The organism is Mesorhizobium sp. WSM4829 (assembly GCF_055811475.1).
In genome coordinates this window covers 36,905-60,438 of the sequence record NZ_JBVVQJ010000031.1, presented here as the reverse complement: position 1 = coordinate 60,438, position 23,534 = coordinate 36,905, and the positions used below count along the sequence as shown (strand labels likewise).

Annotated in this window: 24 protein-coding genes; 12 read left to right on the top strand and 12 right to left on the bottom strand. The window is 63.4% G+C overall.

Translation table 11 applies throughout. The features are described 5' to 3' along the window. Positions 1 to 6: 6 nt before the first annotated feature. The 4 genes from sucC to AC0L17_RS25250 form a co-directional block, all read right to left on the bottom strand. Positions 7 to 1,200: an ADP-forming succinate--CoA ligase subunit beta gene (gene sucC / locus AC0L17_RS25265; protein WP_473517803.1), complete on the bottom strand. Its 1,194-nt coding sequence runs from the start codon at positions 1,198 to 1,200 to the stop codon at positions 7 to 9. A 47-nt stretch (positions 1,201 to 1,247) separates the two neighbouring features. Next, positions 1,248 to 2,216: a malate dehydrogenase gene (gene mdh, locus AC0L17_RS25260; protein WP_473517802.1), complete on the bottom strand. Its 969-nt coding sequence runs from the start codon at positions 2,214 to 2,216 to the stop codon at positions 1,248 to 1,250. Between the two features lie 402 nt (positions 2,217 to 2,618). Next, the gene (gene zapE, locus AC0L17_RS25255) at positions 2,619 to 3,815 is read right to left on the bottom strand and encodes a cell division protein ZapE (RefSeq protein WP_473517801.1); all 1,197 of its coding nucleotides are present in this window, start codon (positions 3,813 to 3,815) and stop codon (positions 2,619 to 2,621) included. Positions 3,816 to 3,901: 86 nt separating this feature from the next. Beyond that, positions 3,902 to 4,441 carry a protease inhibitor Inh/omp19 family protein gene (locus AC0L17_RS25250; protein ID WP_473517800.1) on the bottom strand — a complete coding sequence of 180 codons (540 nt, stop codon included), beginning with the start codon at positions 4,439 to 4,441 and terminating at the stop codon, positions 3,902 to 3,904. 293 nt (positions 4,442 to 4,734) lie between these two features. Between AC0L17_RS25250 and AC0L17_RS25245 the strand changes: the two genes are divergently transcribed. From AC0L17_RS25245 to AC0L17_RS25210, 8 genes are all read left to right on the top strand, one after another. Continuing rightward, positions 4,735 to 5,745: an MBL fold metallo-hydrolase gene (locus AC0L17_RS25245; RefSeq protein ID WP_473517799.1), complete on the top strand. Its 1,011-nt coding sequence runs from the start codon at positions 4,735 to 4,737 to the stop codon at positions 5,743 to 5,745. An 89-nt stretch (positions 5,746 to 5,834) separates the two neighbouring features. Beyond that, complete coding sequence (locus AC0L17_RS25240) at positions 5,835 to 5,996, top strand: DUF1328 family protein (protein ID WP_023803355.1); 162 nt, start codon at positions 5,835 to 5,837, stop codon at positions 5,994 to 5,996. Between the two features lie 277 nt (positions 5,997 to 6,273). Beyond that, a complete protein-coding gene (dapF, locus tag AC0L17_RS25235; RefSeq protein WP_473517798.1) occupies positions 6,274 to 7,158 on the top strand; it encodes a diaminopimelate epimerase in 885 nt (294 codons plus the stop codon). Continuing rightward, entirely contained in the window at positions 7,158 to 8,477 is a 1,320-nt protein-coding gene (gene mtaB / locus AC0L17_RS25230) for a tRNA (N(6)-L-threonylcarbamoyladenosine(37)-C(2))-methylthiotransferase MtaB (RefSeq protein WP_473513188.1), read from the top strand. The genes dapF and mtaB overlap by 1 nt, the downstream gene beginning before the upstream one ends. An 11-nt stretch (positions 8,478 to 8,488) precedes the next feature. Continuing rightward, a complete protein-coding gene (gene ftsY / locus AC0L17_RS25225) occupies positions 8,489 to 10,297 on the top strand; it encodes a signal recognition particle-docking protein FtsY (protein WP_473517797.1) in 1,809 nt (602 codons plus the stop codon). Between the two features lie 62 nt (positions 10,298 to 10,359). Continuing rightward, a complete protein-coding gene (locus tag AC0L17_RS25220) occupies positions 10,360 to 11,031 on the top strand; it encodes a septation protein A (RefSeq protein WP_473513192.1) in 672 nt (223 codons plus the stop codon). A 16-nt stretch (positions 11,032 to 11,047) separates the two neighbouring features. Further along, complete coding sequence (locus AC0L17_RS25215; RefSeq protein WP_473517796.1) at positions 11,048 to 11,668, top strand: pyridoxamine 5'-phosphate oxidase family protein; 621 nt, start codon at positions 11,048 to 11,050, stop codon at positions 11,666 to 11,668. 40 nt (positions 11,669 to 11,708) lie between these two features. After that, positions 11,709 to 12,242 (top strand): NADPH-dependent FMN reductase, encoded by a 534-nt coding sequence (locus tag AC0L17_RS25210; protein ID WP_473517821.1) that lies wholly within the window; start codon positions 11,709 to 11,711, stop codon positions 12,240 to 12,242. Between the two features lie 222 nt (positions 12,243 to 12,464). Here the strand turns inward: AC0L17_RS25210 and AC0L17_RS25205 are convergent, their stop codons facing one another. Then, entirely contained in the window at positions 12,465 to 13,382 is a 918-nt protein-coding gene (locus AC0L17_RS25205) for an SMP-30/gluconolactonase/LRE family protein (protein ID WP_473517795.1), read from the bottom strand. Between the two features lie 297 nt (positions 13,383 to 13,679). On the opposite strand from AC0L17_RS25205, the gene AC0L17_RS25200 reads away from it, so the two are divergent. After that, positions 13,680 to 13,847, top strand: coding sequence for a hypothetical protein (locus tag AC0L17_RS25200; protein WP_023803346.1), 168 nt, complete (start codon positions 13,680 to 13,682; stop codon positions 13,845 to 13,847). An 89-nt stretch (positions 13,848 to 13,936) separates the two neighbouring features. On the opposite strand, the gene AC0L17_RS25195 is transcribed toward AC0L17_RS25200, so the two are convergent. The 4 genes from AC0L17_RS25195 to ccmA all read right to left on the bottom strand — a co-directional run bounded on the left by AC0L17_RS25195 (position 13,937) and on the right by ccmA (position 16,327). After that, positions 13,937 to 14,515, bottom strand: coding sequence for a DsbE family thiol:disulfide interchange protein (locus tag AC0L17_RS25195; protein WP_023803345.1), 579 nt, complete (start codon positions 14,513 to 14,515; stop codon positions 13,937 to 13,939). Further along, a complete protein-coding gene (gene ccmD / locus AC0L17_RS25190) occupies positions 14,512 to 14,679 on the bottom strand; it encodes a heme exporter protein CcmD (RefSeq protein WP_236384444.1) in 168 nt (55 codons plus the stop codon). The genes AC0L17_RS25195 and ccmD overlap by 4 nt, the downstream gene beginning before the upstream one ends. Positions 14,680 to 14,829: 150 nt before the next feature. Beyond that, the gene (gene ccmB, locus AC0L17_RS25185; RefSeq protein ID WP_077380931.1) at positions 14,830 to 15,495 is read right to left on the bottom strand and encodes a heme exporter protein CcmB; all 666 of its coding nucleotides are present in this window, start codon (positions 15,493 to 15,495) and stop codon (positions 14,830 to 14,832) included. Positions 15,496 to 15,718: 223 nt separating this feature from the next. Next, positions 15,719 to 16,327, bottom strand: coding sequence for a heme ABC exporter ATP-binding protein CcmA (gene ccmA, locus AC0L17_RS25180; RefSeq protein WP_473517794.1), 609 nt, complete (start codon positions 16,325 to 16,327; stop codon positions 15,719 to 15,721). 285 nt (positions 16,328 to 16,612) lie between these two features. Between ccmA and acnA the strand changes: the two genes are divergently transcribed. Continuing rightward, positions 16,613 to 19,303 (top strand): aconitate hydratase AcnA, encoded by a 2,691-nt coding sequence (acnA, locus tag AC0L17_RS25175; protein WP_473517793.1) that lies wholly within the window; start codon positions 16,613 to 16,615, stop codon positions 19,301 to 19,303. Between the two features lie 106 nt (positions 19,304 to 19,409). On the opposite strand, the gene AC0L17_RS25170 is transcribed toward acnA, so the two are convergent. After that, positions 19,410 to 20,075, bottom strand: a complete 666-nt coding sequence (locus AC0L17_RS25170; protein ID WP_473517792.1) for a ceramidase domain-containing protein — start codon at positions 20,073 to 20,075, stop codon at positions 19,410 to 19,412. Positions 20,076 to 20,251: 176 nt separating this feature from the next. Here AC0L17_RS25170 and AC0L17_RS25165 point away from each other — a divergent pair, with 176 nt between their 5' ends. Both AC0L17_RS25165 and AC0L17_RS25160 read left to right on the top strand, forming a co-directional pair. Next, positions 20,252 to 21,046 carry a DUF1223 domain-containing protein gene (locus tag AC0L17_RS25165; RefSeq protein ID WP_473513202.1) on the top strand — a complete coding sequence of 265 codons (795 nt, stop codon included), beginning with the start codon at positions 20,252 to 20,254 and terminating at the stop codon, positions 21,044 to 21,046. Positions 21,047 to 21,636: 590 nt separating this feature from the next. After that, positions 21,637 to 22,023 carry a DUF2794 domain-containing protein gene (locus AC0L17_RS25160; RefSeq protein WP_023803338.1) on the top strand — a complete coding sequence of 129 codons (387 nt, stop codon included), beginning with the start codon at positions 21,637 to 21,639 and terminating at the stop codon, positions 22,021 to 22,023. On the opposite strand, the gene AC0L17_RS25155 is transcribed toward AC0L17_RS25160, so the two are convergent. Together AC0L17_RS25155 and AC0L17_RS25150 are read right to left on the bottom strand one after the other, a co-directional pair. Continuing rightward, a complete protein-coding gene (locus tag AC0L17_RS25155; RefSeq protein ID WP_473517791.1) occupies positions 22,024 to 22,596 on the bottom strand; it encodes a GNAT family N-acetyltransferase in 573 nt (190 codons plus the stop codon). Positions 22,597 to 22,713: 117 nt separating this feature from the next. Beyond that, positions 22,714 to 23,493, bottom strand: coding sequence for a Bax inhibitor-1/YccA family protein (locus AC0L17_RS25150; RefSeq protein WP_091592171.1), 780 nt, complete (start codon positions 23,491 to 23,493; stop codon positions 22,714 to 22,716). Positions 23,494 to 23,534: the final 41 nt, after the last annotated feature.

Here is a 23,534-nt window from a genome sequence, read left to right as displayed (position 1 = left end):
TGCCCTTCAGCCCTTCACCGCCGCCACGATTTTCTTGGCCGCGTCGTCGAGGTCATCGGCCGAGACGACGTTGAGCCCGCTGTCGTTGATGATCTTCTTGCCGAGTTCGGCATTGGTGCCTTCCAGCCGCACCACCAGCGGCACTTGCAGGCCGACTTCCTTGACCGCTGCGATAACGCCCTCGGCAATGATGTCGCACTTCATGATGCCGCCGAAGATGTTGATCAGGATGCCCTTGACCGCCGGGTCCTTGGTGATGATCTTGAATGCCGCCGTCACCTTCTCCTTCGACGCACCGCCGCCGACGTCGAGGAAGTTGGCGGGCTCGGCGCCGTAGAGCTTGATGATATCCATCGTCGCCATGGCGAGGCCGGCGCCGTTGACCATGCAGCCGATATTGCCGTCGAGCGCGACATAGGCGAGGTCGTATTTCGACGCCTCGATCTCCTTCTCGTCCTCTTCGGTAATGTCTCGCAGTTCCATCACGTCGGGATGGCGGAACAGCGCGTTGTTGTCGAACGACACTTTTGCATCGAGCACGCGCAACCGGCCATTCTTCATGACGATCAGCGGGTTGACTTCGAGCAGGCTCATGTCCTTCTCGACGAAGGCTTTGTAGAGGATCGGGAACAACGTCTCGCCGTCCTTGGCGGCGTCGCCGTCAAGCTTCAGCGCGCCGTTGAGTTCTTTCAAATCATCCGCCGTTATGCCTTTTTCCGGGTCGATGGCGGCGGTGATGATCTTTTCCGGCGTGTCGTGGGCGACCGCCTCGATATCCATGCCGCCCTCGGTCGAAACGACGAAAGCGATGCGGCCGACAGTGCGATCGACCAGCAGCGACAGATAGAGCTCGCGCTCGATGTCGGCGCCGTCCTCGATGTAGAGGCGGTTGACCTGCTTGCCCGCCGGGCCGGTCTGCTTGGTGACCAGCGTGTGGCCAAGCATTTCCTTGGCGTTGGCGACCACTTCGGCCACCGATTTCGCCAGCCTGACGCCGCCCTTGGCGTCGGGGCCAAGCTCCCTGAACTTGCCCTTGCCGCGGCCGCCGGCATGGATCTGGCTTTTCACCACATAGAGCGGGCCGGGCAGTGCCTTGGCGGCGGCTTCCGCCTCGCTTGCCCTAAACACCGGCACGCCTTCGGCCACCGGTGCGCCAAAGCCCTTCAGCAGCGCCTTGCCCTGATATTCATGGATGTTCATGCGCGTTGTCTCCAGATCACTTTACTGGCGGGTCACTTGGCGGCGGATCATTTGGCGGCGAGTTGCGGAGCGATCTTGACGCAAGCCTCGCACAGGCCCTGCACCGCCGCCACCGAATTGTCGAACATCTTCTGCTCGGCCTTGCCAAGCTCGATCTCGATGACGCGCTCGACACCGCCGGCGCCGATCACCACCGGCACGCCGACATAGGTGTTCTTGACACCATACTGGCCGGAGAGATGCGCAGCACAGGGCAGCACGCGCTTCTTGTCCTTGAGATAGGCTTCGGCCATGGCGATCGCCGAGGCGGCCGGTGCGTAGAAGGCCGAGCCGGTCTTGAGCAGGCCGACGATCTCGGCGCCGCCGTCGCGGGTGCGCTGCACGATCTGGTCGAGCTTTTCCTTCGAGGTCCAGCCCATCTTAATGAGGTCGGGCAGCGGGATGCCGGCGACCGTCGAATAGCGGATCATCGGCACCATGGAATCGCCATGGCCGCCGAGCACGAAGGCGGTGACATCCTCGACCGACACCTTGAATTCTTCGGCCAGGAAATAGCGAAAGCGCGAACTGTCGAGCACGCCGGCCATGCCGACGACATGGCTCTTCGGCAGGCCGGAGAACTTCTGCAGCGCCCAGACCATGGCGTCGAGCGGGTTGGTGATGCAGATGACGAAGGCTTTAGGCGCGTATTTCTTGAGACCCGCGCCAACCTGCTCCATGACCTTCAGATTGATGCCCAGAAGGTCGTCGCGGCTCATGCCGGGCTTGCGCGGCACGCCGGCGGTGACGATGCAGACGTCCGCACCCTCGATACCGGCATAATCGTTGACGCCGATCAGCCTGGAATCGAACCCATCAACCGGCGACGACTGCGCGATATCCAGCCCTTTGCCTTGCGGGATGCCCTCGGCGATATCGAACAGCACAACGTCGCCGAGATCCTTGAGGCCGATCATGTGGGCGAGCGTGCCGCCGATCATGCCCGAGCCGATGAGCGCTATCTTGTTGCGTGCCATGTCAGGATGTTTTCCCTTTAGACTGTGACGGCGCCCAATCCCTTAACGAATTGGATGACGGCGTCGAGGAAGGAGGCCGGAATGCAGCGGGGAAGCCGCAAAGATTTCGCCGCACCCAATAGCCCCGGCGCATAGAATATTCAAACGATTATTTTGGAGTGAGATTTTTCAATCGGTTAGATGAGATGGGATTTACGTAAACGTCAAAGTTCGTAACCCGACTTGGGAAAATTACGCAATGAAGATGGAAATAAGAAGGCTGTTTCCCGGCGATGACGCGCTTGTGATGCGGGTCGCCGAACATGTGTTCGATGAACCGGTCAGGCTGGATTATTTCGCCTCATGGCCATTGCCGGCAGGACAGAGGGGGCGCGAAGGATCGCGACCTTCCGGAGACTATCTTCAGGCTCGAGCCTGCTGCGCTTCGGTCAGCGTCGCCTTCTGCCTCTCCACCCAGTCTTCCAGCCATTCGTGGCTCTGCATCTCGATCAGCCGCGACGCGGTGCGCTCGAACTCGAAGACCTCGTTGCCGCGCCTGGCCGTATAAAGCTCCGCTGGCGGTGCGGCGGCGCTCACCACCAGCCGCACATGATGGTCGTAGAGCGTGTCGATCAGCAGGATGAAGCGCTTCGCCTCGTTGCGCATGCCTTCGCCAAGCACCGGCACATGATCGATAAAGACGGTCGAGAAGCGGCCGGCAATCGCCAGGAAATCGCGGGCACCGAGCGGGTTTTCGCAGAGATCGGCAAAAGAAAACCGCGCCGCGTCGCCGGCGGCGCGCGGCACGACGATCTGCCGGCCCTTCACCGTCAGGGCCGCTGCCTGCGTCGGCCTGCCATGCGTCATCACTTTCCAGGCCTCGTCGAGGACAGCATCGGCCGCGGCATCGGCAGGGGTGACATAGACCGGCAGGCGGCTGAGCTTGTCCAGCCGATAGTCCTTGTCGGCATCGAGGGCAATCACCTGCGCATGCCGCTCCAGGATGCCGATGAAGGGAAGGAAAAGCTTGCGGTTCAAGCCGTCGCCGTAGAGATCCTGCGGCGCGACATTGGACGTGGCGACTAGCACGACGCCGTTGGCAAACAGCGCCGAGAACAGCCGCGACAGGACCATCGCATCGGCGATGTCGGTGACGGAAAACTCGTCGAAGCACAGCACCCAGGCTTCCTCGGCCAACGCGCGGGCCACCGGCGCGATCGGGTCGTCTTCCCTGACGGTGCCCTCTTTACGCGCCTGCCGGTGCTTCTGGATGCGGTCCTGCACATCGGCCATAAAATCGTTGAAATGCACACGCCGCTTGCGCCGGACCGGCACCAGTTCGAAGAACATGTCCATCAGCATGGTCTTGCCGCGGCCGACGCCGCCGTGGATATAGAGGCCCTTGACGGCCTCGCGCGTCTCGCGCTTGCGAGCGAACAGCCAGCCCAGCGCGCTCGATTTGTGCGCCAGCCGTTTTGCCGAAATCTCGTCGATCAGCCGGTCGAGTGCCGCAACGACCCGCTCCTGCGCCCGATCGCGGTCGATCACGCCTGACACAACCAGATGGTCGTAGCGCTGCCGGACGGTCGCATGGGTCTGAAGGCCGTCGCGCAGATGCATCGATCACGTCGTTCCGGAGCAATTCCAAGAAAAATGTGTAGCGGTTTTCACCCCGGAATCGCGTAAAAACAATAGGGGCGGGCGGGTCAGCCTCTTGTAAGCGAGATCGGCAGGCCGTTGGAAGTCTGGCCGTCGAATTTCTCTCCGCCCGAGGAATAGAGCCGTGCCAGCGTGCCGCCGTTCGCGTCGTACAGCGTCAACTGCTTGCCGGCGACGTTCCAGGATTTGATGCCGTCGATCGGTGCCGGGCAATGCAGCGGTCCAGCCCGATAGCCGGAGCCGAATTTGGTTTGCGGCGTCGCCACCTGGCAGCTCTGGCCGGACACGCTGGCCTTCCACACGCCGGCAACGCTGCTTGCGGTAAGATCCGGGGCTCCGGCCGGAGCCGTTCCGTCCGGCGGCAGCGAGGCGACCTGAGGGCCTTGCGGCGCCGTCGGAAATTTCGACGGGTCGGCGGTGCCGGGCGACGCCGGCGGCGGCAGCTGGTTTGCGGTCACCGTGCCGGAGGGCGCGGCTTGCAGCGGCGCCGGCTGCTGGTCCATCGGCGAGAACCGTGACGTTGAACAGCCGCTGGCAAAGAGCGCGGCCAGCGATACGGCCAGCAGACCGGTTTTCGAAAAATCCATTTCAAACCTCCGTCGGGTCCGGCTGGGCTGCCGTCCGCACAATATCCCCTTTACCAAGACGGAGAAGGTGGCAAAATTTCAACCCTGTATGGTTAAAATAGCATTTGCGGCGGCACCTGTTGCAACTTTGCCACAAATGTGTGCCGCCCGAAAACCTGTCCTGGGGGTCTGACGCGAGACTGCGCAGCGGTTTGCCAGGACAGGCCTGCCCTTGGCGTCCGGCCGCCAAATGCTTGCGCCAGCCCGCTTCGGTCCTATCTCTGATGAAACCGAACCTTGCCGGAGGCGAAATCTTGGCTGCGAGGAAAAGGGCGGCCAACCGCTACTATAGCGGGCCGCCCAGCGATCATTTCGACGGCACCTTGTTCTTCAATCCCAACGGCAAGTTGCCTGCCCGCTTTTCCGATCTTTTGAAGTGGCAGCTGGGCGGCGAACGCTCGAAATGGCCGTCGGCGAATCCAAGTCCGTTTCATCAGGCGACACCGGCCAAACGGATCGACGGCTCCGAACTGAGGCTGACCATGGTCGGCCATTCCACGCTGCTCATCCAGACAGCCGGCCTGAACATCCTCACCGATCCGGTCTGGTCGCGGCGCGCCTCGCCGCTCGCCTTTGCCGGGCCGAAACGGGTCAATCCGCCGGGCATCGCCTTCTCCAACCTGCCGCCGATCGACCTCGTGCTGGTCAGCCACAACCACTACGATCATCTCGACCTCGCCACGCTGAAGCGGCTGAAGACAAAGCACGACCCGCTGGTGTTGACGCCGCTCGGCAACGACGCCATCATCGATGCCGGCGTTCCCGGCATGCGGCTTTCCGTGCATGACTGGGGCGAGCGGGTCGAGATCGGCAACGACGTCGCTGTCCATGTCGAGCCGGTGCACCATTGGTCGGCACGCGGCACCCGCGACCGGCGCATGGCGCTGTGGGCGGGCTTTGTGGTCGAGACGCCGGGCGGAAAGGTCTATTTCGCCGGCGACACCGGTTTCCACGATGGCATCAACTACCGGGGGATGGCCGCAAGGCACGGCGGCTTCCGCCTCGCTATCCTGCCGATCGGCGCCTACGAGCCGCGCTGGTTCATGGCGCCACACCACCAGAACCCGGAGGAGGCGGTGCAAGGCATGCTGTTGTGCAACGCCGCCTATGCCGCCGGCTGCCATTGGGGCACGTTCCGGCTCACCAACGAGCCGATCGACGAGCCGGCAAGAAAGCTTGGCGAGGCCCTCGACTATCAAGGTGTCCCGCAAGAACGCTTTCGCGCCCTGCGTCCCGGCGAAGTCTGGGACGTGCCGGCGCTCTAGGCTGGCGACCCCAGAGACCCCCGGGGGAACTCGGGACGTCGTAAACGCGTTGGTGGTGGTCCACAACCGTCGGCTGCGAGGGATTTCCCATGATCAAATGGATTGTCATTCTTCTGATAATCGCGGCCGCGGCCAGCCTGCTCGGCATGCCGGCATTGGCCGGAGCCGCCGCCACCGGCGCCCGCATTCTCATCGGCATCGTGCTGATCATCTTCCTGCTGGTCATGCTTGGCGTCTTGGCGGTGGCGTAATGCATGTCGCGCAAAAGTGCGTAGCGGTATTGCGATAACGACATGGATAAAACAAGAACCTAAAGCGCGTTGCATGAATCGGCTCAAACGCGACGCGCTTTAGCCGCATCGGCCCGAAAATCGGAATCGATTTTCAGAAAGCACGATGCGCAGGTTTAAAAATGTCAGAGCGTACTTTGTGCGTCCAAGTCGATGCACGGCGCGCTGGCGTCTCGCACTGGTAATTCCGGCCGCTATCCGCCATATAGGCGCCAAACCGGCATGAGACCTTCGATCCATGGCAAGCACTGCCCCCTTCGCCAAGATGAACGGCATTGGCAACGAAATCATCGTTGCCGACATGCGCGGTCGCGCCGACCGGGTGGCGCCGGCTGCCGCCCTTGCGCTCAATGCCGATGCCGCGACGAAGTTCGATCAGATCATGGCGATCCACGACGCCAGAACGCCGGGCACTGCCTTTTTCATCGACATCCTGAATTCCGACGGAACCGGCGCGCAGGCCTGCGGCAACGGCATGCGCTGCGTGGTGCAGGCGCTTGCCGCCGAGACCGGCCAGAAGACATTCGCCTTCGAGACCGTCGCCGGCATTCTCAACGCTGAAGAACATGCCGACGGGCTGATCTCGGTCGACATGGGCAAGCCGCATTTCGGCTGGCAGGATATTCCGCTCGCCGAGGAATTCCGCGATACCCGCATGATCGAGCTGCAGGTCGGCCCGATCGACGCGCCGGTGCTGCACTCGCCCTCGGTGGTGTCGATGGGCAATCCGCACGCCATCTTCTGGGTCGATCGCGACGTCTGGTCCTATGAGCTCGACCGCTTCGGTCCGCTGCTCGAAAACCACCCGATCTTCCCCGAACGCGCCAACATCACCATCGCGCGGGTGACCTCGACCGAGACGATGGTCATCCGCACCTGGGAGCGCGGCGCCGGCCTGACCAAGGCCTGCGGCACAGCGGCCTGTGCCGCCGCCGTCGCTGCCGCGCGCACCAGGCGGACCGGACGCAGCGTCTCCCTGGTGACGCCCGGAGGTGGCTCCTTGCATGTCGAGTGGCGCGGCGACGACCACGTCATCCTCACCGGCGCCGCCGAATGGGAATTTTCCGGCAGCTTCGAGCCGGCGACCGGCGTGTGGGCCCGCGACACCGAAAGCGCCGCCTGATGGCCGCGCTTGCCAAGAAGGGTCCCGCTCTTCCCAAAAGTGTTGACGTCGTCACCTTCGGCTGCCGGCTGAACACCTATGAATCCGAGGTGATGCGGCGAGAGGCGGAAAGCGCCGGCCTTGGCGCGCTGGAAGGCGGCGCCATCATCTTCAACACCTGCGCCGTCACCGGCGAGGCGGTGCGCCAGGCAAAACAGTCGATCCGCAAGGCCCGCCGCGAGAACCCGCAGGCCCGCATCATCGTCACCGGCTGCGCCGCGCAAACCGAGCCGCAGAATTTCGTCGCCATGGACGAGGTCGATCTCGTCCTTGGCAATGAGGAAAAGCTGAAGGCGCATTCCTATCGCGCGCTGCCGGATTTCGGCGTCAACGACACCGAGAAGGCTCGCGTCAACGATATCTTTTCGGTGCGCGAGACGGCCGGCCACATGGTCGACGCCATCGAAGGCCGGGCGCGGGCGTTCGTCCAGGTTCAGAACGGCTGCGACCACCGCTGCACCTTCTGCATCATCCCCTATGGCCGCGGCAATTCGCGCTCGGTGCCGATGGGCGCCGTGGTCGAGCAGGTCAAGCGGCTGAGCGGCAATGGCTATGCCGAGATCGTGCTGACCGGCGTCGACATGACCAGTTTCGGCGCCGATCTGCCGGGCAGCCCGAAACTCGGCAAATTGGTCAAGACAATCCTGAAGCAGGTGCCTGACGTGAAACGCCTGCGCCTTTCCTCGATCGATTCGATCGAGGCTGACGACGATCTGCTCGACGCCATCGCCACCGAGCCCCGGCTGATGCCGCATCTGCATCTGTCGCTGCAGTCCGGTGACGACATGATCCTGAAACGGATGAAGCGCCGGCACAACCGGGATCAGTCGATCCGTTTTTGCCAGGATTTGCGCAAATTGCGTCCCGGCATCGTCTTCGGCGCCGACATCATCGCCGGCTTCCCGACCGAGACGGACGCCATGTTCGAAAAATCGCTGGAGATCGTCGAGGAATGCGGCCTGACGCATCTCCACGTCTTTCCGTTTTCGCCGCGCGAAGGCACCCCCGCCGCGCGCATGCCGCAGCTTCGCCGCGAACTGGTCAAGCAGCGTGCGGCACGGCTGCGCGCCGCCGGTGACACCGCCTATCGCAGCCACCTTTCCTCGCTCGCCGGAACACGCCAGTCGATCCTGGTCGAGCGCGACGGGCTCGGCCGCACCGAAGGGTTCACGCTCGCTGCGGTCTCCGCCGGCGCGCCGGGCGAAATCGTTGACGCCGCTATCGCCGGCGATGACGGTGTCAGACTGATCGCGGCGCCGTTTGCCGCCCGCGCCGCCTGAGACGCAAGAACATGGCTGGTTTTTTCAAGAAGATATTTTCGTTCGGCAAGAAGGAAGTGGTCGAGGAGCGGATCGACGAGACCGCACCGCTGCCGCCGATCAAATGGGACGCGCTCGAGGCGCTGAAACCGGCGGCGGAGCAGGCCGTTCCGGAATTTTTGAAACGCGAAGAGCCCCGGCCCGAAGCAGAAGCTGCGCCCCCAATCGAACCAGAGGCACCTTCCGCGCCGCAACCGACGCCTGTTGAAGCGGCCGAGCCCGCCCCGATCATTCCCCCCGCGCCGGACGTCCAGCCGGAGCCTGGTCCGGTCGAGGAGTTGCAGCCGCCTGCCGAGGAGCCGGCGCCAGAGGAGATTCCGGCGGCTCCCGAACCAGAGCTGACGCAGCCAGAAATCGTGCAGACTGAGCCTCAGGCATCAGAGGCTGGCGCTGCCCCTCATCCGCCTGCCGGCACCTTCTCCCCGTATAGTGATGGGGAGGAGGGGGCGGATCGTTTCGCCGAGCTTCCTTTTGCAAGCGGCAAAGAAGAAGCGCCTGCGCTGACGCCCCTCTCTCCCCGTCCTTCACGGGGAGAGGGTAAGGGTGAGGGGCAGCGCGGACCTGCGCAAGATGCCGCACCGCCAGCCGGGACCCCCTTAACTGCGCCCGAGCCTGAGACGCCGGCGGCCGAAATCCCGCCCCCGATTCGCCAGCCGGCGCCAGTCGAGGCAAAGCCGGTCCTTGCGGAGATTGCGCCCGAACCTGAAGCCATTCCAGCGCCCCACCCTCCCCTCGATGGGGAGGTAAAGCGCGAGCCCGTTCCGCAACCGCCACCGGAGCCAAAGCCGGCTCCCGGCAAGGTCACCGTCACCAGGAAGGTCGAGCAGAGAGCCGAGCCGCAGAAGGCGCCGGAACCGGCGCCGAAACGCTCGTGGTTCCAGCGCATGAAGGAGGGGCTCGCCCGCTCTTCCCGGGAACTGTCGGGCAACATCGCCGGCGTCTTCACCAAGCGCAAGCTCGACGAGGACACGCTGCAGGATCTGGAGGACGTGCTGATCCGCGCCGATCTCGGCATGGAGACGGCTTTGCGCATCACCGATTCGCTGGCTGCCAGCCGCTACGGCAAGGACGTCTCCGAGACGGAAGTCCGCGCCATCATGGCGACCGAGGTGGAGAAGGTGCTGACCCATGTCGCCTTGCCGCTGGAGCTCGACCTCAGCCACAAGCCGCATGTCATCCTTGTCGTCGGCGTCAACGGCACCGGCAAGACCACGACCATCGGCAAGCTGGCGGCAAAGCTCACCCACGGCGGCCTGTCGGTGATGCTCGCCGCCGGCGACACGTTCCGTGCCGCGGCGATCGAGCAATTGAAGATCTGGGGCGAGCGCACCAGGTCGCCGGTCATCGCCTCGAAGCTTGGCGCCGACGCCGCCGGCCTCGCCTACGATGCCTTCGAACAGGCCAGGCAAGCCGGCTCCGACGTGCTGATCATCGACACCGCCGGGCGGCTGCAGAACAAGACCGAGCTGATGGCGGAACTCGAAAAGATCGTCCGGGTGCTGGGCAAGCTCGATCCGGAGGCGCCGCACACCGTGCTGCAGACGGTCGACGCCACCACCGGCCAGAACGCGCTCAACCAGGTCGAGATCTTCCGCAATATCGCCGGCGTCAACGGCCTGGTGATGACCAAGCTGGACGGCACGGCACGCGGCGGTATTCTGGTCGCGATTGCGGCAAAGCACAAATTGCCGGTTTATTTCATCGGCGTCGGCGAACAGGTCGACGACCTCGAACCATTCTCCGCAAGCGAGTTCGCCAGGGCGATCGCTGGAGTGGCATAACAAGCTTGATCCCAAAAAGTTGCAGACTTTTTGGACAGGATCATGCGCAAGAAGGAAAGCCTATGAACCCCCGCATCCTCGAACGCGACCCGTCCGACCCGCAGAAACAGAAGAAGGAAGGCGTCAATCCGCTGCTCAAGCTGGTGCTGGAGCTCGGCCCGTTGATGGTGTTCTTCTTCGCCAACGCCCGTGGCGCATGGCTGTCGCAGAAATTTCCGGTGCTGGCCGAATTCGGCGGACCGATCTTCGTCGCCACCGGCCTGTTCATGGCCGCGACCGCGATCGCGCTGGCCGCGTCCTGGCTGCTCACCCGCACCTTGCCGATCATGCCGATGGTGTCGGGCGTCGTCGTCTTCGTCTTCGGCGCCCTGACGCTCTACCTGCAGGACGACATCTTCATCAAGATGAAGCCGACAATCGTCAACATGCTGTTCGGCGGCGTGCTGCTCGGCGGCCTGTTCTTCGGCAAGTCGCTGCTCGGCTACGTCTTCGATTCGGCCTTCAGCCTCGATGCCGAGGGCTGGAAGAAACTCACTTTCCGCTGGGGCCTGTTTTTCCTGTTCCTGGCCCTTGTCAACGAAGTCGTCTGGCGGAATTTTTCCACTGACGCCTGGGTTACCTTCAAGGTCTGGGGCATCATGCCCATTACCCTTCTCTTCACCTTCAGCCAGATGCCGCTGATCATGCGCCATTCGCTTGAAGGCAAGACCGGAACGGAAGGGCCCGGCAAGTAACGATCAAGGAGACGGCATGGAATTCGTCACCACGCGCGAAGAGCTGAGAACGATCTACAAGACGCCTCGGCCGACCGACGGCTCGATCCGCAAGGAACTGAAGGCGCTGGATGGCCACAGCCGTTCCTTTATCGGCAAAAGCCCCTTCGTGCTGATCGGCTCCTCCGACGGCGCCGGCAATGCCGATGTGACGCCGAAGGGCGACAGGCCGGGCTTTGCCGCCGTGCTCGACGAGAAGACCATCGCCATCCCCGACCGGCCCGGCAACAACCGGCTCGACACGCTGGAGAACATTCTTCTCAACCCTTCGGTCGGGCTGCTCTTCCTCATCCCGGGCATGAACGAGACGCTGCGCGTCAATGGCGACGCCCGCATCACCGTCGATGCGGCTTTGCGCGAGCGGCTCGCCGTCGACGGCAAGGAACCGCAAACCGTCGTCCTGGTGACGGTCAAGGCCGCCTACATGCATTGCGCCAAGGCTTTCATGCGCTCCGATCTGTGGAAGCCGGAAACCTGGTACGACCGCGCGACGCTGCCGACGCTCGGCCAGATCCTGCGCGACCAGCTGGCGCTCGCCGATTCGGCCGAGGCGACCGACCGCTGGCTGGACGAAGAATACAAACACACCATGTGGTAGTGTGCCCGACCACGAATCGCCCGAGCCTGCCTCTAAGCCTTTGCTGAACATCCTCGCCATTTCCGGCAGCCTGCGCGCCGCCTCGACCAATTCGGCCCTGGTCGCGGCGCTCGCGCAAAACGCGCCGCCGGACTGTCGCGTATCCGTCTATGACGGGCTTGGCCGGCTGCCGATTTTCAATCCGGATGACGAAGGCGAGCGGACGCCACCGCAAGCATCCGCGCTGATCGACGCGGTCACCGCCGCTGCCGGTGTGATCGTCTCCTGCCCTGAATATGCCCATGGCGTGCCGGGCGGGCTGAAAAACGCGCTCGACTGGCTGGCGTCGCGCGACGCCGCTGTCGCCAAGCCGGCCATGCTGGTGCACGCCTCGCCGCGCTCGCTGTTTGCCCGCGCGGCTCTGGCCGAGATCATGCGCACCATGTCTTTCGCGCTTTTTGAAGACACCGCGCTCGAAATCGCCCTGCTCGGCAAGAGGCCACCGGAGGTGGACAAAATCCTGTCGGAGCCGGCAAGCCAACTGGCAATGCACAACGCCATTTCGGAATTCGCCGATTTCATCCGGTCGCGTTAAGCGGCGGCCACCGTGCTTTCGTTATCCCGGGCGGAGCGAACGCTAAGGGCGTCGGCGACAAAGCTGCCGATCTCCCGCCACGTGGGGGAGATGCCCGGCAGGGCAGAGGGGGGGCGCTGTCCCGCAGCCTCTCGCAAACTTCCTTCCGTCTCAACGTCTCGACATTGGTCTCGCCGCCGAACCAGTCGCGCGCAGCGACCTCTTCGAAGACCCCAGGGCCGCTCAAAATGTCTTTGCGCCGTTGACCATCAGCCGGACCATGTAGAGCGAGGTCGTGCCGGCGATGTAGAGGCAGTTCAGCTTGTTGCCGCCGAACACGCAATTGGCGACGACTTCCGGCACCTTGATCTTGCCGATCAGCGTCCCGTCCGGATCGTAGCAATGGATGCCGTCGGCGGCACTGGTCCAGATCCGCCCCTGGTCGTCTAGCCTGAAACCATCGAACAGGCCGGCCGTGCAATCGGCGAAGACCTTTCCGCCTGAGATCTTCTTGCCGCCCTCGCCGACATCGAACACGCGCATATGCGCCGGATTCTGCGCGCCATGGGTGCGGCCGGTATCGACGACGTAGAGCTCGCTCTCGTCGAGCGAGAAGGCAAGCCCGTTGGGCCTGATCATGTCGGTGATCACCGCTTCGATCTCGCCGGTGCCGGGGTCGGCCCGGTAGACATGGCAGGCGCCGATCTCGCTCTCGGCCTTGTCGCCCTCATAATCCGTATCGATGCCGTAGGTCGGGTCGGTGAACCAGATCGAACCATCTGACTTGACCACCGCATCGTTGGGCGAGTTCAGCCGCTTGCCGCGCCATTTGTCGGCTATGGTGGTGATCGAGCCGTCATGCTCGGTGCGGCTGACGCGGCGGCCCGAATGCTCGCAAGTGACCAGCCGGCCCTGCCGGTCGACGGTGTTGCCGTTGGAATTGCCCGACGGCTGCCGGAACACGCTGACGCTGCCGTCGGTCTCGTCGTAGCGCAGCATTCGGTTGTTGGGAATGTCGGACCAGACCACATAACGGCCGGCCGCAAACCAGGCCGGTCCTTCGGCCCACCGGCATCCGGTGAACAGCTTGTCCACCTGCGCATTGCCGTTGAACAGCCGCGCAAAGCGTGGATCGAGAATTTCGTAGTCTTCGGCGGCCATGGTTTTCTCCTGGGTCATGCAAATCGTTGGTGCCGGCGCGATCAAGCCAGCCGGCGATCGATATGGCAAGATCGTTGATACCGGTCTCACCGCATCTTGACGGAGACGGGCAACGCCGCCCTTGCACAGATGGCAAAACCCAAATGACAGCCCAATGCACCGTTAACCGGCTATGCGCCCAGCGCAATGGTGCATTGCAACATCTTCTTTTTGCGATGCACCATAACTATGTCATGCTGCGTATCGATCAGGGAGGAACAACCTGCCGCAACAATGCGGCACAGAAGGAACCTCGCTATGATTCTCGACAGCCTCATGAGCCGCGCTCGCACCAGCATCGCCAAGCGCCGGCAATACAACCGCCTCATCGCCGAAATCGACTCGTTTTCCAGCCGCGATCTGGCCGACATGCGCGCCGACCGCAGCGAAATGCTCTACCAGGTCCACAAGCAGGTCTACGGCTGAATCTTCGGTCGACCTATCACGTTCGTAATCCTTGGGCGTAACGACGCAAAGCGGAGTGAAGACCCAAGGATGACGAAACGGCGGGGCCATCAGCCGGGTGCTGCCAGCGCCTTCTCGATCTCCGGCAGCAGCAGCGCTTGTGCTGAGCCCGGCGTCAGCGGGCCGACGTGCTTGTAGGCGATCTTGCCGTCCTTGCCGACGACGAAGGTTTCCGGCACGCCGTAGACCCCCCAGTCGATCGCCGCGCGCCCTGCCGTGTCGACGCCGATCGCCTGGAACGGGTTGCCGAGATCGCCGAGGAACCGGCGGGCGTTTTCCGGCTGGTCCTTGTAGTTGAGGGCGGCGATGACGAAGCGCTTGTCCTGCGACAGCGCCAGCAGCAGCGGATGTTCGTCGCGGCACGGCCCGCACCACGACGCGAAGACGTTGACGAGCGTAACCTTGCCGGCGAACTGCCTGGAATCGAGCCCCGGCAAATTCATGCCCTCCAGCGCCGGCAGATTGGTCTGCGGCGCCGGCAGGCCGATCAGCGCCGATGGCACTTCCGACGTGTCGCGGCCGGACAGCAGCTGCGTCAGGAACAGCCCCGCCAGCCCGAGGAAAATCAGCAGCGGCAACAGCACGATCAGGCGGCGTGAGCGCGCCGGCGTTTCCGTCTCCATGCTCATGATTTCCCCGCCTTGTCGGAGCGCCGCCGCACGCCGGACGCTTCCAGTTCGGCGAGGTCTCGTCTGCGTGCACGCTGGTCGAGCAGGATCCAGCCGATCAGCCCGGCCAGCACCACGGCCGCAATGGCATAGGCAGCGGTCACATAGAGCGCATGCGCGCTCATAGGGGTCGCTCCTCCGGTGCAAAACCTTTCAGCCGGACCATTTCGCTTCGTTCCAACATGCCTTCCCTTAACCCTGCGCCATCGGCTTCGCAATCGACAGCAGCGCCGCAGCCTTTGACGCCCTGTAATCACCAACGATGGCCGGCCACATCAGTCAGTTCCATGACGCAGCGCCAACGCTGCCGCAACCGGCCCCAGCACGGCAAGAAACAAGGTCAGCGCGGCAAGAATGAGGAAAGGCTGCAGAAACGGATCAGGGTTCGCCACCGCGCCATAGCTTGCCGAGACGCCGAAGATCAGCACCGGGATGGTCAGCGGCAGCACCAGCACCGAGATCAGCAGCCCGCCGCGCGGCAGTGCTACCGCTACCGCCGCACCGGCCGCGCCGATGAAGGTGATCGCCGGCGTGCCGACCAGAAGGGTCAGCGCCGTGGCGCCGATGCCGATCGGCTCCATATTCATGAACAGGCCGAGCAAGGGTGCGGCGATGACCAGCGGCAGCACGCTTCCTGCCCAATGCGCCAGGCATTTCGTCAGCACCGTCAGCGCCAGCATCTGCCGGTCGTCGCCGAGCACCAGCAGATCGAGCGAGCCGTCTTCCCGGTCGGCCTGGAACAATCGGTCGAGACCGAGCAGGCAAGCCAGCAAGGCGCCGATCCACAGGATCGCCGGGCCGATGCGGGCAAGCAGATTGAGGTCTGGACCAACGCCGAAGGGGATCGTGGCGATCACCGCGAGAAAGAAGATCACGCCGGTCAGCGCCCCGCCGCCGGCCCGGATACTCAGGCGAATGTCGCGCAGGAAGAGGGACCACATTACGATGCGGCCCTTTGTTGGTGGCAAGGCGAAATGTGGAGTTCCTTCGCGCCCCCCTCTGTCCTGCCGGACATCTCCCCCACACGGGGGGAGATTGCATGTCGCTCCGGCTTTCGCCAATTGCCAACGTTGCAAGGACGAGCGGAGCGCTCGAGTTGCCAATCTCCCCCCAAGTGGGGGAGATGTCCGGCAGGACAGAGGGGGGCGCCGTGGAGCACCGACATCAATCGGCCTCCCCCATCCTCAATTCCTGTGCCCCCTCCAACCCCAGTGGCAGATGCGTCGCCGCAATAATGATTCCGCCCTCGTCCAGATGCTCCCGCATCAGCCCGCCGAATCGCTCTTCCGAAGCCTTGTCCAGCCCGGCCGTCGGCTCGTCGAGCAGCCACAGCGGCCGCCGGCTGACCAGCAGTTTTGCGATCGCCGCGCGGCGGCGTTGCCCGGTGGAGAGATAGCCGAACGGCAGATGGCCGATACCGTCAAGCCCGACCATTGCCAGCGCCTCTTCGGCGCTCAAAAAATCCGCGCCCGAAAAATCGCGCCAGAAGCGCAGATTTTCCGCCACGCTCAGCGCCGTCTTCATCGCATTCTGGTGGCCGAGATAGTGGCAGGCCGAGGCGACCGACGGAAAATCCTCACCGCCACCTTCGACAAGCAAACGGCCTGTCGCCACCGGCAGCAGCCCGGCAACTATCCTGAGCAGCGTCGATTTCCCCGCGCCGTTCGGCCCGGTGACGATCAGCGCCTGGCCTTTGCCAAGGGCAAAGTTGATGCCGGAAAAAACCGCCTCGCCGCCGCGTTCGCCGCCCAGATTTTCGGCGATCAGCCGCATTCCATGCCCGTCCCGAAAACATCGCGCCACGGCAGCTGCCGCATCGCACAAAATAGCCGTTCGACTGTCTAGAACTATTCCAGGAAATTCTCTATATGCGGGGCATCCGTGCCAGCGGTCGGCACGGGAAGCGAATTAGCGCCGAACCAGCGCACGCGCCGCCTTGAACGGCTCGGGTTGGCTGGGAACGGACAGCGGAAATGGCCGTACCCGCACCTTTGCGCGTGATTGCATGCCATCGGCGTCCGTTCCCTTTCAGGCTGAACAGACAAGGACGGATCGCACGTGTCAAAATCCCTGGATAGTTTCAATTGCCGCCGCACGCTGACCGCGGGCGGCTCCGACTATGTTTATTACGACCTCGTCGAGGCCGAGAAGAACGGCCTCACCGGCATCGCCCAGTTGCCCTATTCGATGAAGGTGCTGCTGGAGAACCTGCTGCGCAACGAGGACGGCCGTTCCGTCACCAAGGAGAGCATCCAGGCGGTCGCCGGCTGGCTGACCGACAGGGGCGCCGCCGGGGTCGAGATCGCCTATCGCCCGGCCCGCGTGCTGATGCAGGATTTCACCGGCGTTCCGGCCGTGGTCGACCTGGCCGCCATGCGGGATGCCATGGCCTCGCTCGGCGGCGACCCGCAAAAGATCAATCCGCTGGTGCCGGTCGACCTGGTCATCGACCACTCGGTCATCGTCGATGAGTTCGGCACGCCGCTGGCTTTCGCCAGAAATGTCGAGCTTGAATACGAGCGCAACGAGGAACGCTACAAATTCCTGAAATGGGGCCAGCAGGCCTTCCGCAACTTCCGCGTCGTGCCGCCCGGCACCGGCATCTGCCACCAGGTCAATCTCGAATATCTCGGCCAGGTCGTGTGGACCAACACTGAAGGCGGCGAAACCACCGCCTATCCCGACACCTGCGTCGGCACCGATTCGCACACCACCATGATCAACGGCCTTGGCGTGCTCGGCTGGGGCGTCGGCGGCATCGAGGCCGAGGCCGCGATGCTTGGCCAGCCCGTCTCCATGCTGTTGCCTGAAGTCATCGGCTTCCGGCTCACCGGCAGACTCAGGGAAGGCGTCACCGCCACCGATCTCGTGCTCACCGTCACCCAGATGCTGCGCAAGAAGGGCGTCGTCGGCAAGTTCGTCGAGTTCTTCGGTCCGGGTCTGTCCAACATGACGCTGGCCGACCGCGCCACCATCGGCAACATGGCGCCCGAATATGGCGCGACCTGCGGCTTCTTTCCGGTCGATGGCGAAACCATCCGCTACCTCACCATGTCCGGCCGCGAGGAAAACCGCATCGCGCTGGTCGAGGCATACGCCAAGGCGCAAGGCATGTGGCGCGATACCGGGTCGGCCGATCCGGTCTTCACCGACCTGCTCGAGCTCGATCTCGGCAGTGTCGTGCCGTCGATGGCCGGCCCCAAGCGTCCAGAGGGCCGGGTCGCGCTTGAAGGCATTCCGGCCGGCTTTGTCAAGGCGATGGAAACCGAATACAAGAAGGCGGTCGAAATCGACAAGCGCTATGCCGTCGAGGGCACCGACTACGACCTTGGCCATGGCGACGTCGTCATTGCCGCCATCACCTCCTGCACCAACACGTCGAACCCGAGCGTGCTGATCGGCGCCGGGTTGCTGGCACGCAACGCCAACCGGCTCGGGCTCAAGCAGAAGCCGTGGGTCAAGACATCGCTGGCGCCGGGCAGCCAGGTCGTCGCCGAATATCTGGAGAAATCCGGCCTGCAGAAGGAACTGGACCAGATCGGTTTCAATCTGGTCGGCTTCGGCTGCACCACCTGCATCGGCAATTCGGGCCCGTTGCCGGCGCCGATCTCCAGAACCATCAACGACAAGGGCTTGATTGCTGCCGCGGTGCTTTCCGGCAACCGCAATTTCGAAGGCCGCGTCTCGCCCGACGTGCAGGCGAACTACCTCGCTTCGCCGCCGCTGGTCGTCGCCCACGCACTGGCCGGGACCGTGACAAAGGACCTGACCACCGAACCGCTCGGCGAGGACCGCGACGGCAACCCGGTCTACCTCAGGGACATCTGGCCGAGTTCGGTCGAGATCCAGGAGTTCATCGAGAAGAACGTGACGCGCGAACTATTCGCCCGCAAATATGCCGACGTCTTCAAGGGCGACGAATACTGGCAGAACGTCAAGGCGCCGGAAGGCCAGACCTATTCCTGGGACAACAATTCGACCTATGTGCAGAACCCGCCCTACTTCGCTGGCATGACATCGGGCTTCGGCACGATCGGCGACATCAAGGGCGCCCGCGTGCTCGGGCTGTTCGGCGACAAGATCACGACCGACCACATCTCTCCGGCCGGCTCGATCAAGGCGGCCTCGCCGGCCGGCAAGTATCTTACCGATCATGGCGTCGGCGTTGCCGACTTCAACCAGTACGGCACACGGCGCGGCAATCACGAGGTGATGATGCGCGGCACCTTCGCCAATATCCGCATCCGCAACCACATGCTGGGTGAGAACGGCCGCGAGGGCGGCTACACGATCCACTATCCGTCGAAGGAAGAGAAATCGATCTACGACGCCGCCATGGAGTACAAGAAGGAAGGCGTGCCGCTGGTCATCTTCGCCGGTGTCGAATACGGCAACGGCTCGTCGCGCGACTGGGCGGCCAAGGGCACCAACCTGTTGGGCGTTCGCGCCGTCATCGCTCAGTCCTTCGAGCGCATCCACCGCTCGAACCTGGTCGGCATGGGGGTCATCCCCTTCGTCTTCGAGGAGGGCACCTCATGGGCCTCGCTCAACCTCAAGGGCGACGAACTGGTCGAAATCGACGGACTGAGCGCCATCAAGCCGCGTCAGAAGATGATCGCGAAGATCACTTATGGCGACGGCACGGTGAAGAACATTCCGATCATCTGCCGCATCGATACGCTGGACGAGCTCGACTACTTCAAGAACGGCGGCATCCTGCAATATGTGCTGCGCGATCTGGCAGCATAATTTGAAGGGAATAGGGGAGTAGGGGAGTAGGGAAGACAATACCTACTGCCCTACTGCCCTACTGCCCTACTGCCCTACTGCCCTACTGCCCTACTGCCCTACTGCCCTACTGCCCTACCTTCCCAAACCTCGCCGCCGCCGCCAGCAGCACGCCGAGCATCAGCCCGTTGAGGATGTGCCACAGGAAATGCGTGCCGAGCGGGAAGCTGCCGCAGACCAGCGGATCGATCGTCCTGAAGATGACCGACACGACGAAGATCGCCGAGCCCGCCAGATTGTACCAGCCGGCGCGGTTGCCGCTCGCCGCCACCCAGGCGCCGAAGAAGGCGAGCGCCAGGAAGGGCGGCAGGTAGCCGGTCGTGCCGTTCGATGCCTGGCGCAGCCAGTCCGGCACGGCCCAGGTCAACAACCCGGTGACGGCATAGAAGGCAAGGAAGATGGCGATCGCCTTGCCCCATTTCATGCCGAGGAAACGGCGCAGGTTGAACAGCGTGTAGGCCAGCGTGAACCCGGCGATCGGCAGCACGTCGGCCCAGACCGTGGCATGGTTGGCAAAGGTGTGGAACAGCGCCGAGCCGATGCCGATCGCCACCACCCACCAGGCCAGCATTTCGGCGAAGATGCCTGTGCCACGCCGGCGCACCTCCCGGACACCCCACAGCCCGGCGACAAGAAAAGCCAGATTGGTCAGTGCGTTGACCGGCTCGGCCCAGAACTGTGGCCCGACCCGCTCGCAGTACAGGTCGACCGGCGTCAGGAGAGTTTGCCACATGCTGATTGTCGCCCGAATCGGTATCCCTGAAGTGTAGCCCGTCCTGGAGCGCCCTTGCAGTTGGCTGCAGTGGTAAAAGTTTCACCGCAACGTGACTTCCCGTTGACTGCCGCTTCTGCCACATATTTCGCCAACCAGAACAAAGCCGGCCATCACCGGCGGGAGTCGAAACGGCCATGACACCTCGAAGACCATTGCGGCTTGCGGCGTTTGCGCTGGCCCTCTCGGTGCTTGCCGGAGCTGGACTTGCCGCCAATGCGCTTGCCGGCGAGGCCGACCGCTCCCAGACAGATAAATCCCTGGTCGGCCAGCCCTTGGGCGTGGTCGAGCTCTTCACCAGCCAGGGCTGCAGCTCCTGCCTGCCGGCCGATGCGTTTTTCGCCGAGCTTGCCGCCAAGGAGAACATCGTCGCGCTCGCCTATCACGTCGACTACTGGGATTATCTCGGTTGGAAGGACACGCTGAGCCGCAAGGAGAACACCGAGCGGCAGTATGAGTATATGCGTGCCTTCGGCAGCCGCTCGGTCTATACGCCGCAGGCCGTCATCAATGGCCGCAGCCATGTCAACGGCGCCCGCCGCGAGGAAGTCGACGGCGCGCTCGCCCGCATGGAAACGTCCGGCGAAGGCATGCAGGTCCCCATCGACGTCAGCCGGACCAGCGACCGCGTCATCATCGACGCCGGCGATGCCGGGAGCGGCCCCAGCGATGCCCATGTCGTCATCGTCTATTTCGACCCGCCGCAGACGATCAAGATCGGCAAGGGCGAGAACACCGGCCGCAGCATGACCTATTGGAACGCCGTCTCCGGCATCCAGACCGCCGGCATGTGGCACGGCAAGGCGCAGCGCTACGAACTGCCGATGAGCGTGATTACCAAGAAAGGCGGCTGCGCCGTGCTGCTGCAATCGGTGGGCAAGGACGGCATGCCGGGTCCCATCCTGGGCGCCGCCTTGATCCACAAGCCCTGAACGCCCTCTCCTTCTCCCCTTGTGGGGCCCGAAGGGCGGGCGAGGCCCACGACTCGCCCCGGGTGGAGGATCGGCGCGCAGCGTCGAAGGAATGAGGCAGCGGCGATTTCAAGCAAATTGCCAAGCTGCAACACCCCTCACCCGTCGCCTTCGGCGACACCTTCTCCCACAAGGGGAGAAGGGATGGCCGCGCATTCACTCGGCCAATAAAATAAAAAACCGACGTCAGCTTGCTTCTGACGCCGGTCATTTAGGTTTTGGGATCGTCGCGCTCGATTTCTCCAAGAGAGAAACCGAGGTTGGTTCGATCCGACGCAGACCCGTGGGCGGGGGGCTTGGGGTTTACGAGCCAGTGCCGGACCGAACCGTCTCAGGCAACACCCGTAAATTCGTCGGAGATTGGGGCTTTAGCGCGGTTAAAAGAAGGCAGGATTGTGGCAAAGCATCACCAATTTCAACGGGCGTTTTTATAAACGTGACTGGACACCGCGGAAACGTTGCGCCGCCAGCCTTTCCCCAGCCGGGCTTGCAATTCCATGGCGAAAGCGCCAACTTTGATTAATGTAAGATTCATTCGAAGGGATCGAGGCATGACTGATCACGGCAGTGGGACGGAGGATGGGGACGCATCCGCAATACTGATCCCGCTGCATGAGGCAAGACGTGAACGCCTCGACCAGCCGGTGCGGTTCGACCGCCGTGAATTGGACCAGATCCTGAGGCTTTACGGGCGCATGGTCGCCGCCAATGAATGGCGCGACTACGCCATCGACCATCTTGCCGACCGCGCCGTCTTTTCCGTCTTCCGTCGCACCAGCGAGGTGCCGCTGTTCCAGATCGTCAAGGATCCGAAGCTGGCGCGCCGGCAAGGGGCTTTCGCCGTCATCGCCGCCGGCGGCCGCATCCTCAAGCGCGGCCAGGAACTTGGCCGCGTGCTTGGCGTGTTCGACCGCACGCTGAAACTTGTCGAGGCCTAACTACTTGTTGTGCTTCCGGAATCTCCGTTCCGGCAGTGAGTTGGGATCGGGCGGAACCTGAGACCCGCCATTGATCGGCAGTTGCATGAACACCGTGTCGAGCCAGCGTCCGTGCTTGTAGCCGGAGGCTTCCAGACGGCCCGAATGGCGAAAGCCGAGCCTTTCATGCAGCCGGACCGAGGCACTGTCCGGACGACCGTCGCCGATCACCGCGATGATCTGGCGGAAGCCCGCCGCCTCGGCCGCCGCGATCAGCCCTTGCGTCAGCTTCAGCCCGATGCCATGGCCCTTGGCCTCGGGCGCGACATAGACAGAATCTTCGACGATGAACCGGTACGCAGGCCGCGCCCGGAAGGGCCCGGCATAGGCATAACCGAGCACGATGCCGGCTTTTTCCGCCACCAGATAGGGAAAGCCGACCGCTATCAAACTATCGAAGCGCTCGCCCATCTCGGCACGATCAGGCGGCTCCAGTTCGTAGCTCGCCGTGCCGTGGATCACCGCATCGGCATAGATGGCGGTGATCCGGTCGAGATCGGCCGCTGTCGCGCCGCGTATCGTGATGCTGCTCATAATTTATGCAAGCCGTTCATCTGCCTTCTATAACAGCAAAGGCCGGCACAGAAGGAAAGGGCGGCCGTTGGGCCGCCCTTTCCAAATTCGCTGGTCCACAGACTCAAGGGGCCGTTGTTAGCGGCGATCGCCCATGAACTGCAGCAGGAACATGAACAGGTTGATGAAGTCGAGATAGAGCCTCAGAGCGCCCATGATCGCCTTGCGGCCGGCGACATCAGTCTCGTCGCCCTCGAAATACATCTCCTTGATGTTCTGCGTGTCGTAGGCGGTCAGCCCTGCGAAGATCAGCACGCCGATCGCCGAAACGGCGAAGGAAAGCGCCGACGACTGCAGGAAGATGTTGATCACACTTGCGATGATCAGACCGACCAGGCCCATGATCAGGAACGAACCGAGCGCGGAAAGATCGCGCTTGGTCGTGTAGCCGTAGAGCGACAGTCCGCCAAAGGCGGCGGCGGTGGCGAAGAAGGTCTGCGAGATGCTGGCGGTGGTGTAGACCAGGAAGATCGACGACAGTGACAGGCCGACGAGGCCGGCATAGACCCAGAACGTCGTCTGCGCGGCCGAAACGCTCATCGACTGGACGCGAAACGACAGGAACAGCACCGCTGCCAGGGGGGCAAAGATCACCAGCCATTTCAGCGGCGAGCCGAAGATCGCGTAGCCGAAGGATGTCAGCATATCGCCGTTCGGCAGCGTAGCGACCGCCGAAGCCGGATCGGTGGTGGTGGCCAGCATGATCGTTCCGACCGCGGCGAGGCCGGTGATGAGGAGGCCAAGCCCCATCAGATTGTAGACCTTGATCATATAAGCGCGCAGGCCCTGGTCGATAGCAGCATCGACGCCGACGCCGGGCACGGCACGCGTCTGATAATTGCGAACGGGTTCAGCCATGGAAATCCTCATATTGCTTCTGCCCCGTCCGGTGTCCGGTC

What these genes read in the sequence shown, in the direction of transcription:
- sucC (WP_473517803.1), bottom strand. Translation starts at nt 1,200, where the DNA reads ATGAACATCCATGAATATCAGGGCAAGGCGCTGCTGAAGGGCTTTGGC.
- mdh (WP_473517802.1), bottom strand. Translation starts at nt 2,216, where the DNA reads ATGGCACGCAACAAGATAGCGCTCATCGGCTCGGGCATGATCGGCGGC.
- zapE (WP_473517801.1), bottom strand. Translation starts at nt 3,815, where the DNA reads ATGCATCTGCGCGACGGCCTTCAGACCCATGCGACCGTCCGGCAGCGC.
- AC0L17_RS25250 (WP_473517800.1), bottom strand. Translation starts at nt 4,441, where the DNA reads ATGGATTTTTCGAAAACCGGTCTGCTGGCCGTATCGCTGGCCGCGCTC.
- AC0L17_RS25240 (WP_023803355.1), top strand. Translation starts at nt 5,835, where the DNA reads ATGATCAAATGGATTGTCATTCTTCTGATAATCGCGGCCGCGGCCAGC.
- dapF (WP_473517798.1), top strand. Translation starts at nt 6,274, where the DNA reads ATGGCAAGCACTGCCCCCTTCGCCAAGATGAACGGCATTGGCAACGAA.
- mtaB (WP_473513188.1), top strand. Translation starts at nt 7,158, where the DNA reads ATGGCCGCGCTTGCCAAGAAGGGTCCCGCTCTTCCCAAAAGTGTTGAC.
- ftsY (WP_473517797.1), top strand. Translation starts at nt 8,489, where the DNA reads ATGGCTGGTTTTTTCAAGAAGATATTTTCGTTCGGCAAGAAGGAAGTG.
- AC0L17_RS25220 (WP_473513192.1), top strand. Translation starts at nt 10,360, where the DNA reads ATGAACCCCCGCATCCTCGAACGCGACCCGTCCGACCCGCAGAAACAG.
- AC0L17_RS25215 (WP_473517796.1), top strand. Translation starts at nt 11,048, where the DNA reads ATGGAATTCGTCACCACGCGCGAAGAGCTGAGAACGATCTACAAGACG.
- AC0L17_RS25205 (WP_473517795.1), bottom strand. Translation starts at nt 13,382, where the DNA reads ATGGCCGCCGAAGACTACGAAATTCTCGATCCACGCTTTGCGCGGCTG.
- AC0L17_RS25200 (WP_023803346.1), top strand. Translation starts at nt 13,680, where the DNA reads ATGATTCTCGACAGCCTCATGAGCCGCGCTCGCACCAGCATCGCCAAG.
- AC0L17_RS25195 (WP_023803345.1), bottom strand. Translation starts at nt 14,515, where the DNA reads ATGAGCATGGAGACGGAAACGCCGGCGCGCTCACGCCGCCTGATCGTG.
- ccmD (WP_236384444.1), bottom strand. Translation starts at nt 14,679, where the DNA reads ATGAGCGCGCATGCGCTCTATGTGACCGCTGCCTATGCCATTGCGGCC.
- ccmB (WP_077380931.1), bottom strand. Translation starts at nt 15,495, where the DNA reads ATGTGGTCCCTCTTCCTGCGCGACATTCGCCTGAGTATCCGGGCCGGC.
- ccmA (WP_473517794.1), bottom strand. Translation starts at nt 16,327, where the DNA reads ATGCGGCTGATCGCCGAAAATCTGGGCGGCGAACGCGGCGGCGAGGCG.
- AC0L17_RS25170 (WP_473517792.1), bottom strand. Translation starts at nt 20,075, where the DNA reads ATGTGGCAAACTCTCCTGACGCCGGTCGACCTGTACTGCGAGCGGGTC.
- AC0L17_RS25165 (WP_473513202.1), top strand. Translation starts at nt 20,252, where the DNA reads ATGACACCTCGAAGACCATTGCGGCTTGCGGCGTTTGCGCTGGCCCTC.
- AC0L17_RS25160 (WP_023803338.1), top strand. Translation starts at nt 21,637, where the DNA reads ATGACTGATCACGGCAGTGGGACGGAGGATGGGGACGCATCCGCAATA.
- AC0L17_RS25155 (WP_473517791.1), bottom strand. Translation starts at nt 22,596, where the DNA reads ATGAGCAGCATCACGATACGCGGCGCGACAGCGGCCGATCTCGACCGG.
- AC0L17_RS25150 (WP_091592171.1), bottom strand. Translation starts at nt 23,493, where the DNA reads ATGGCTGAACCCGTTCGCAATTATCAGACGCGTGCCGTGCCCGGCGTC.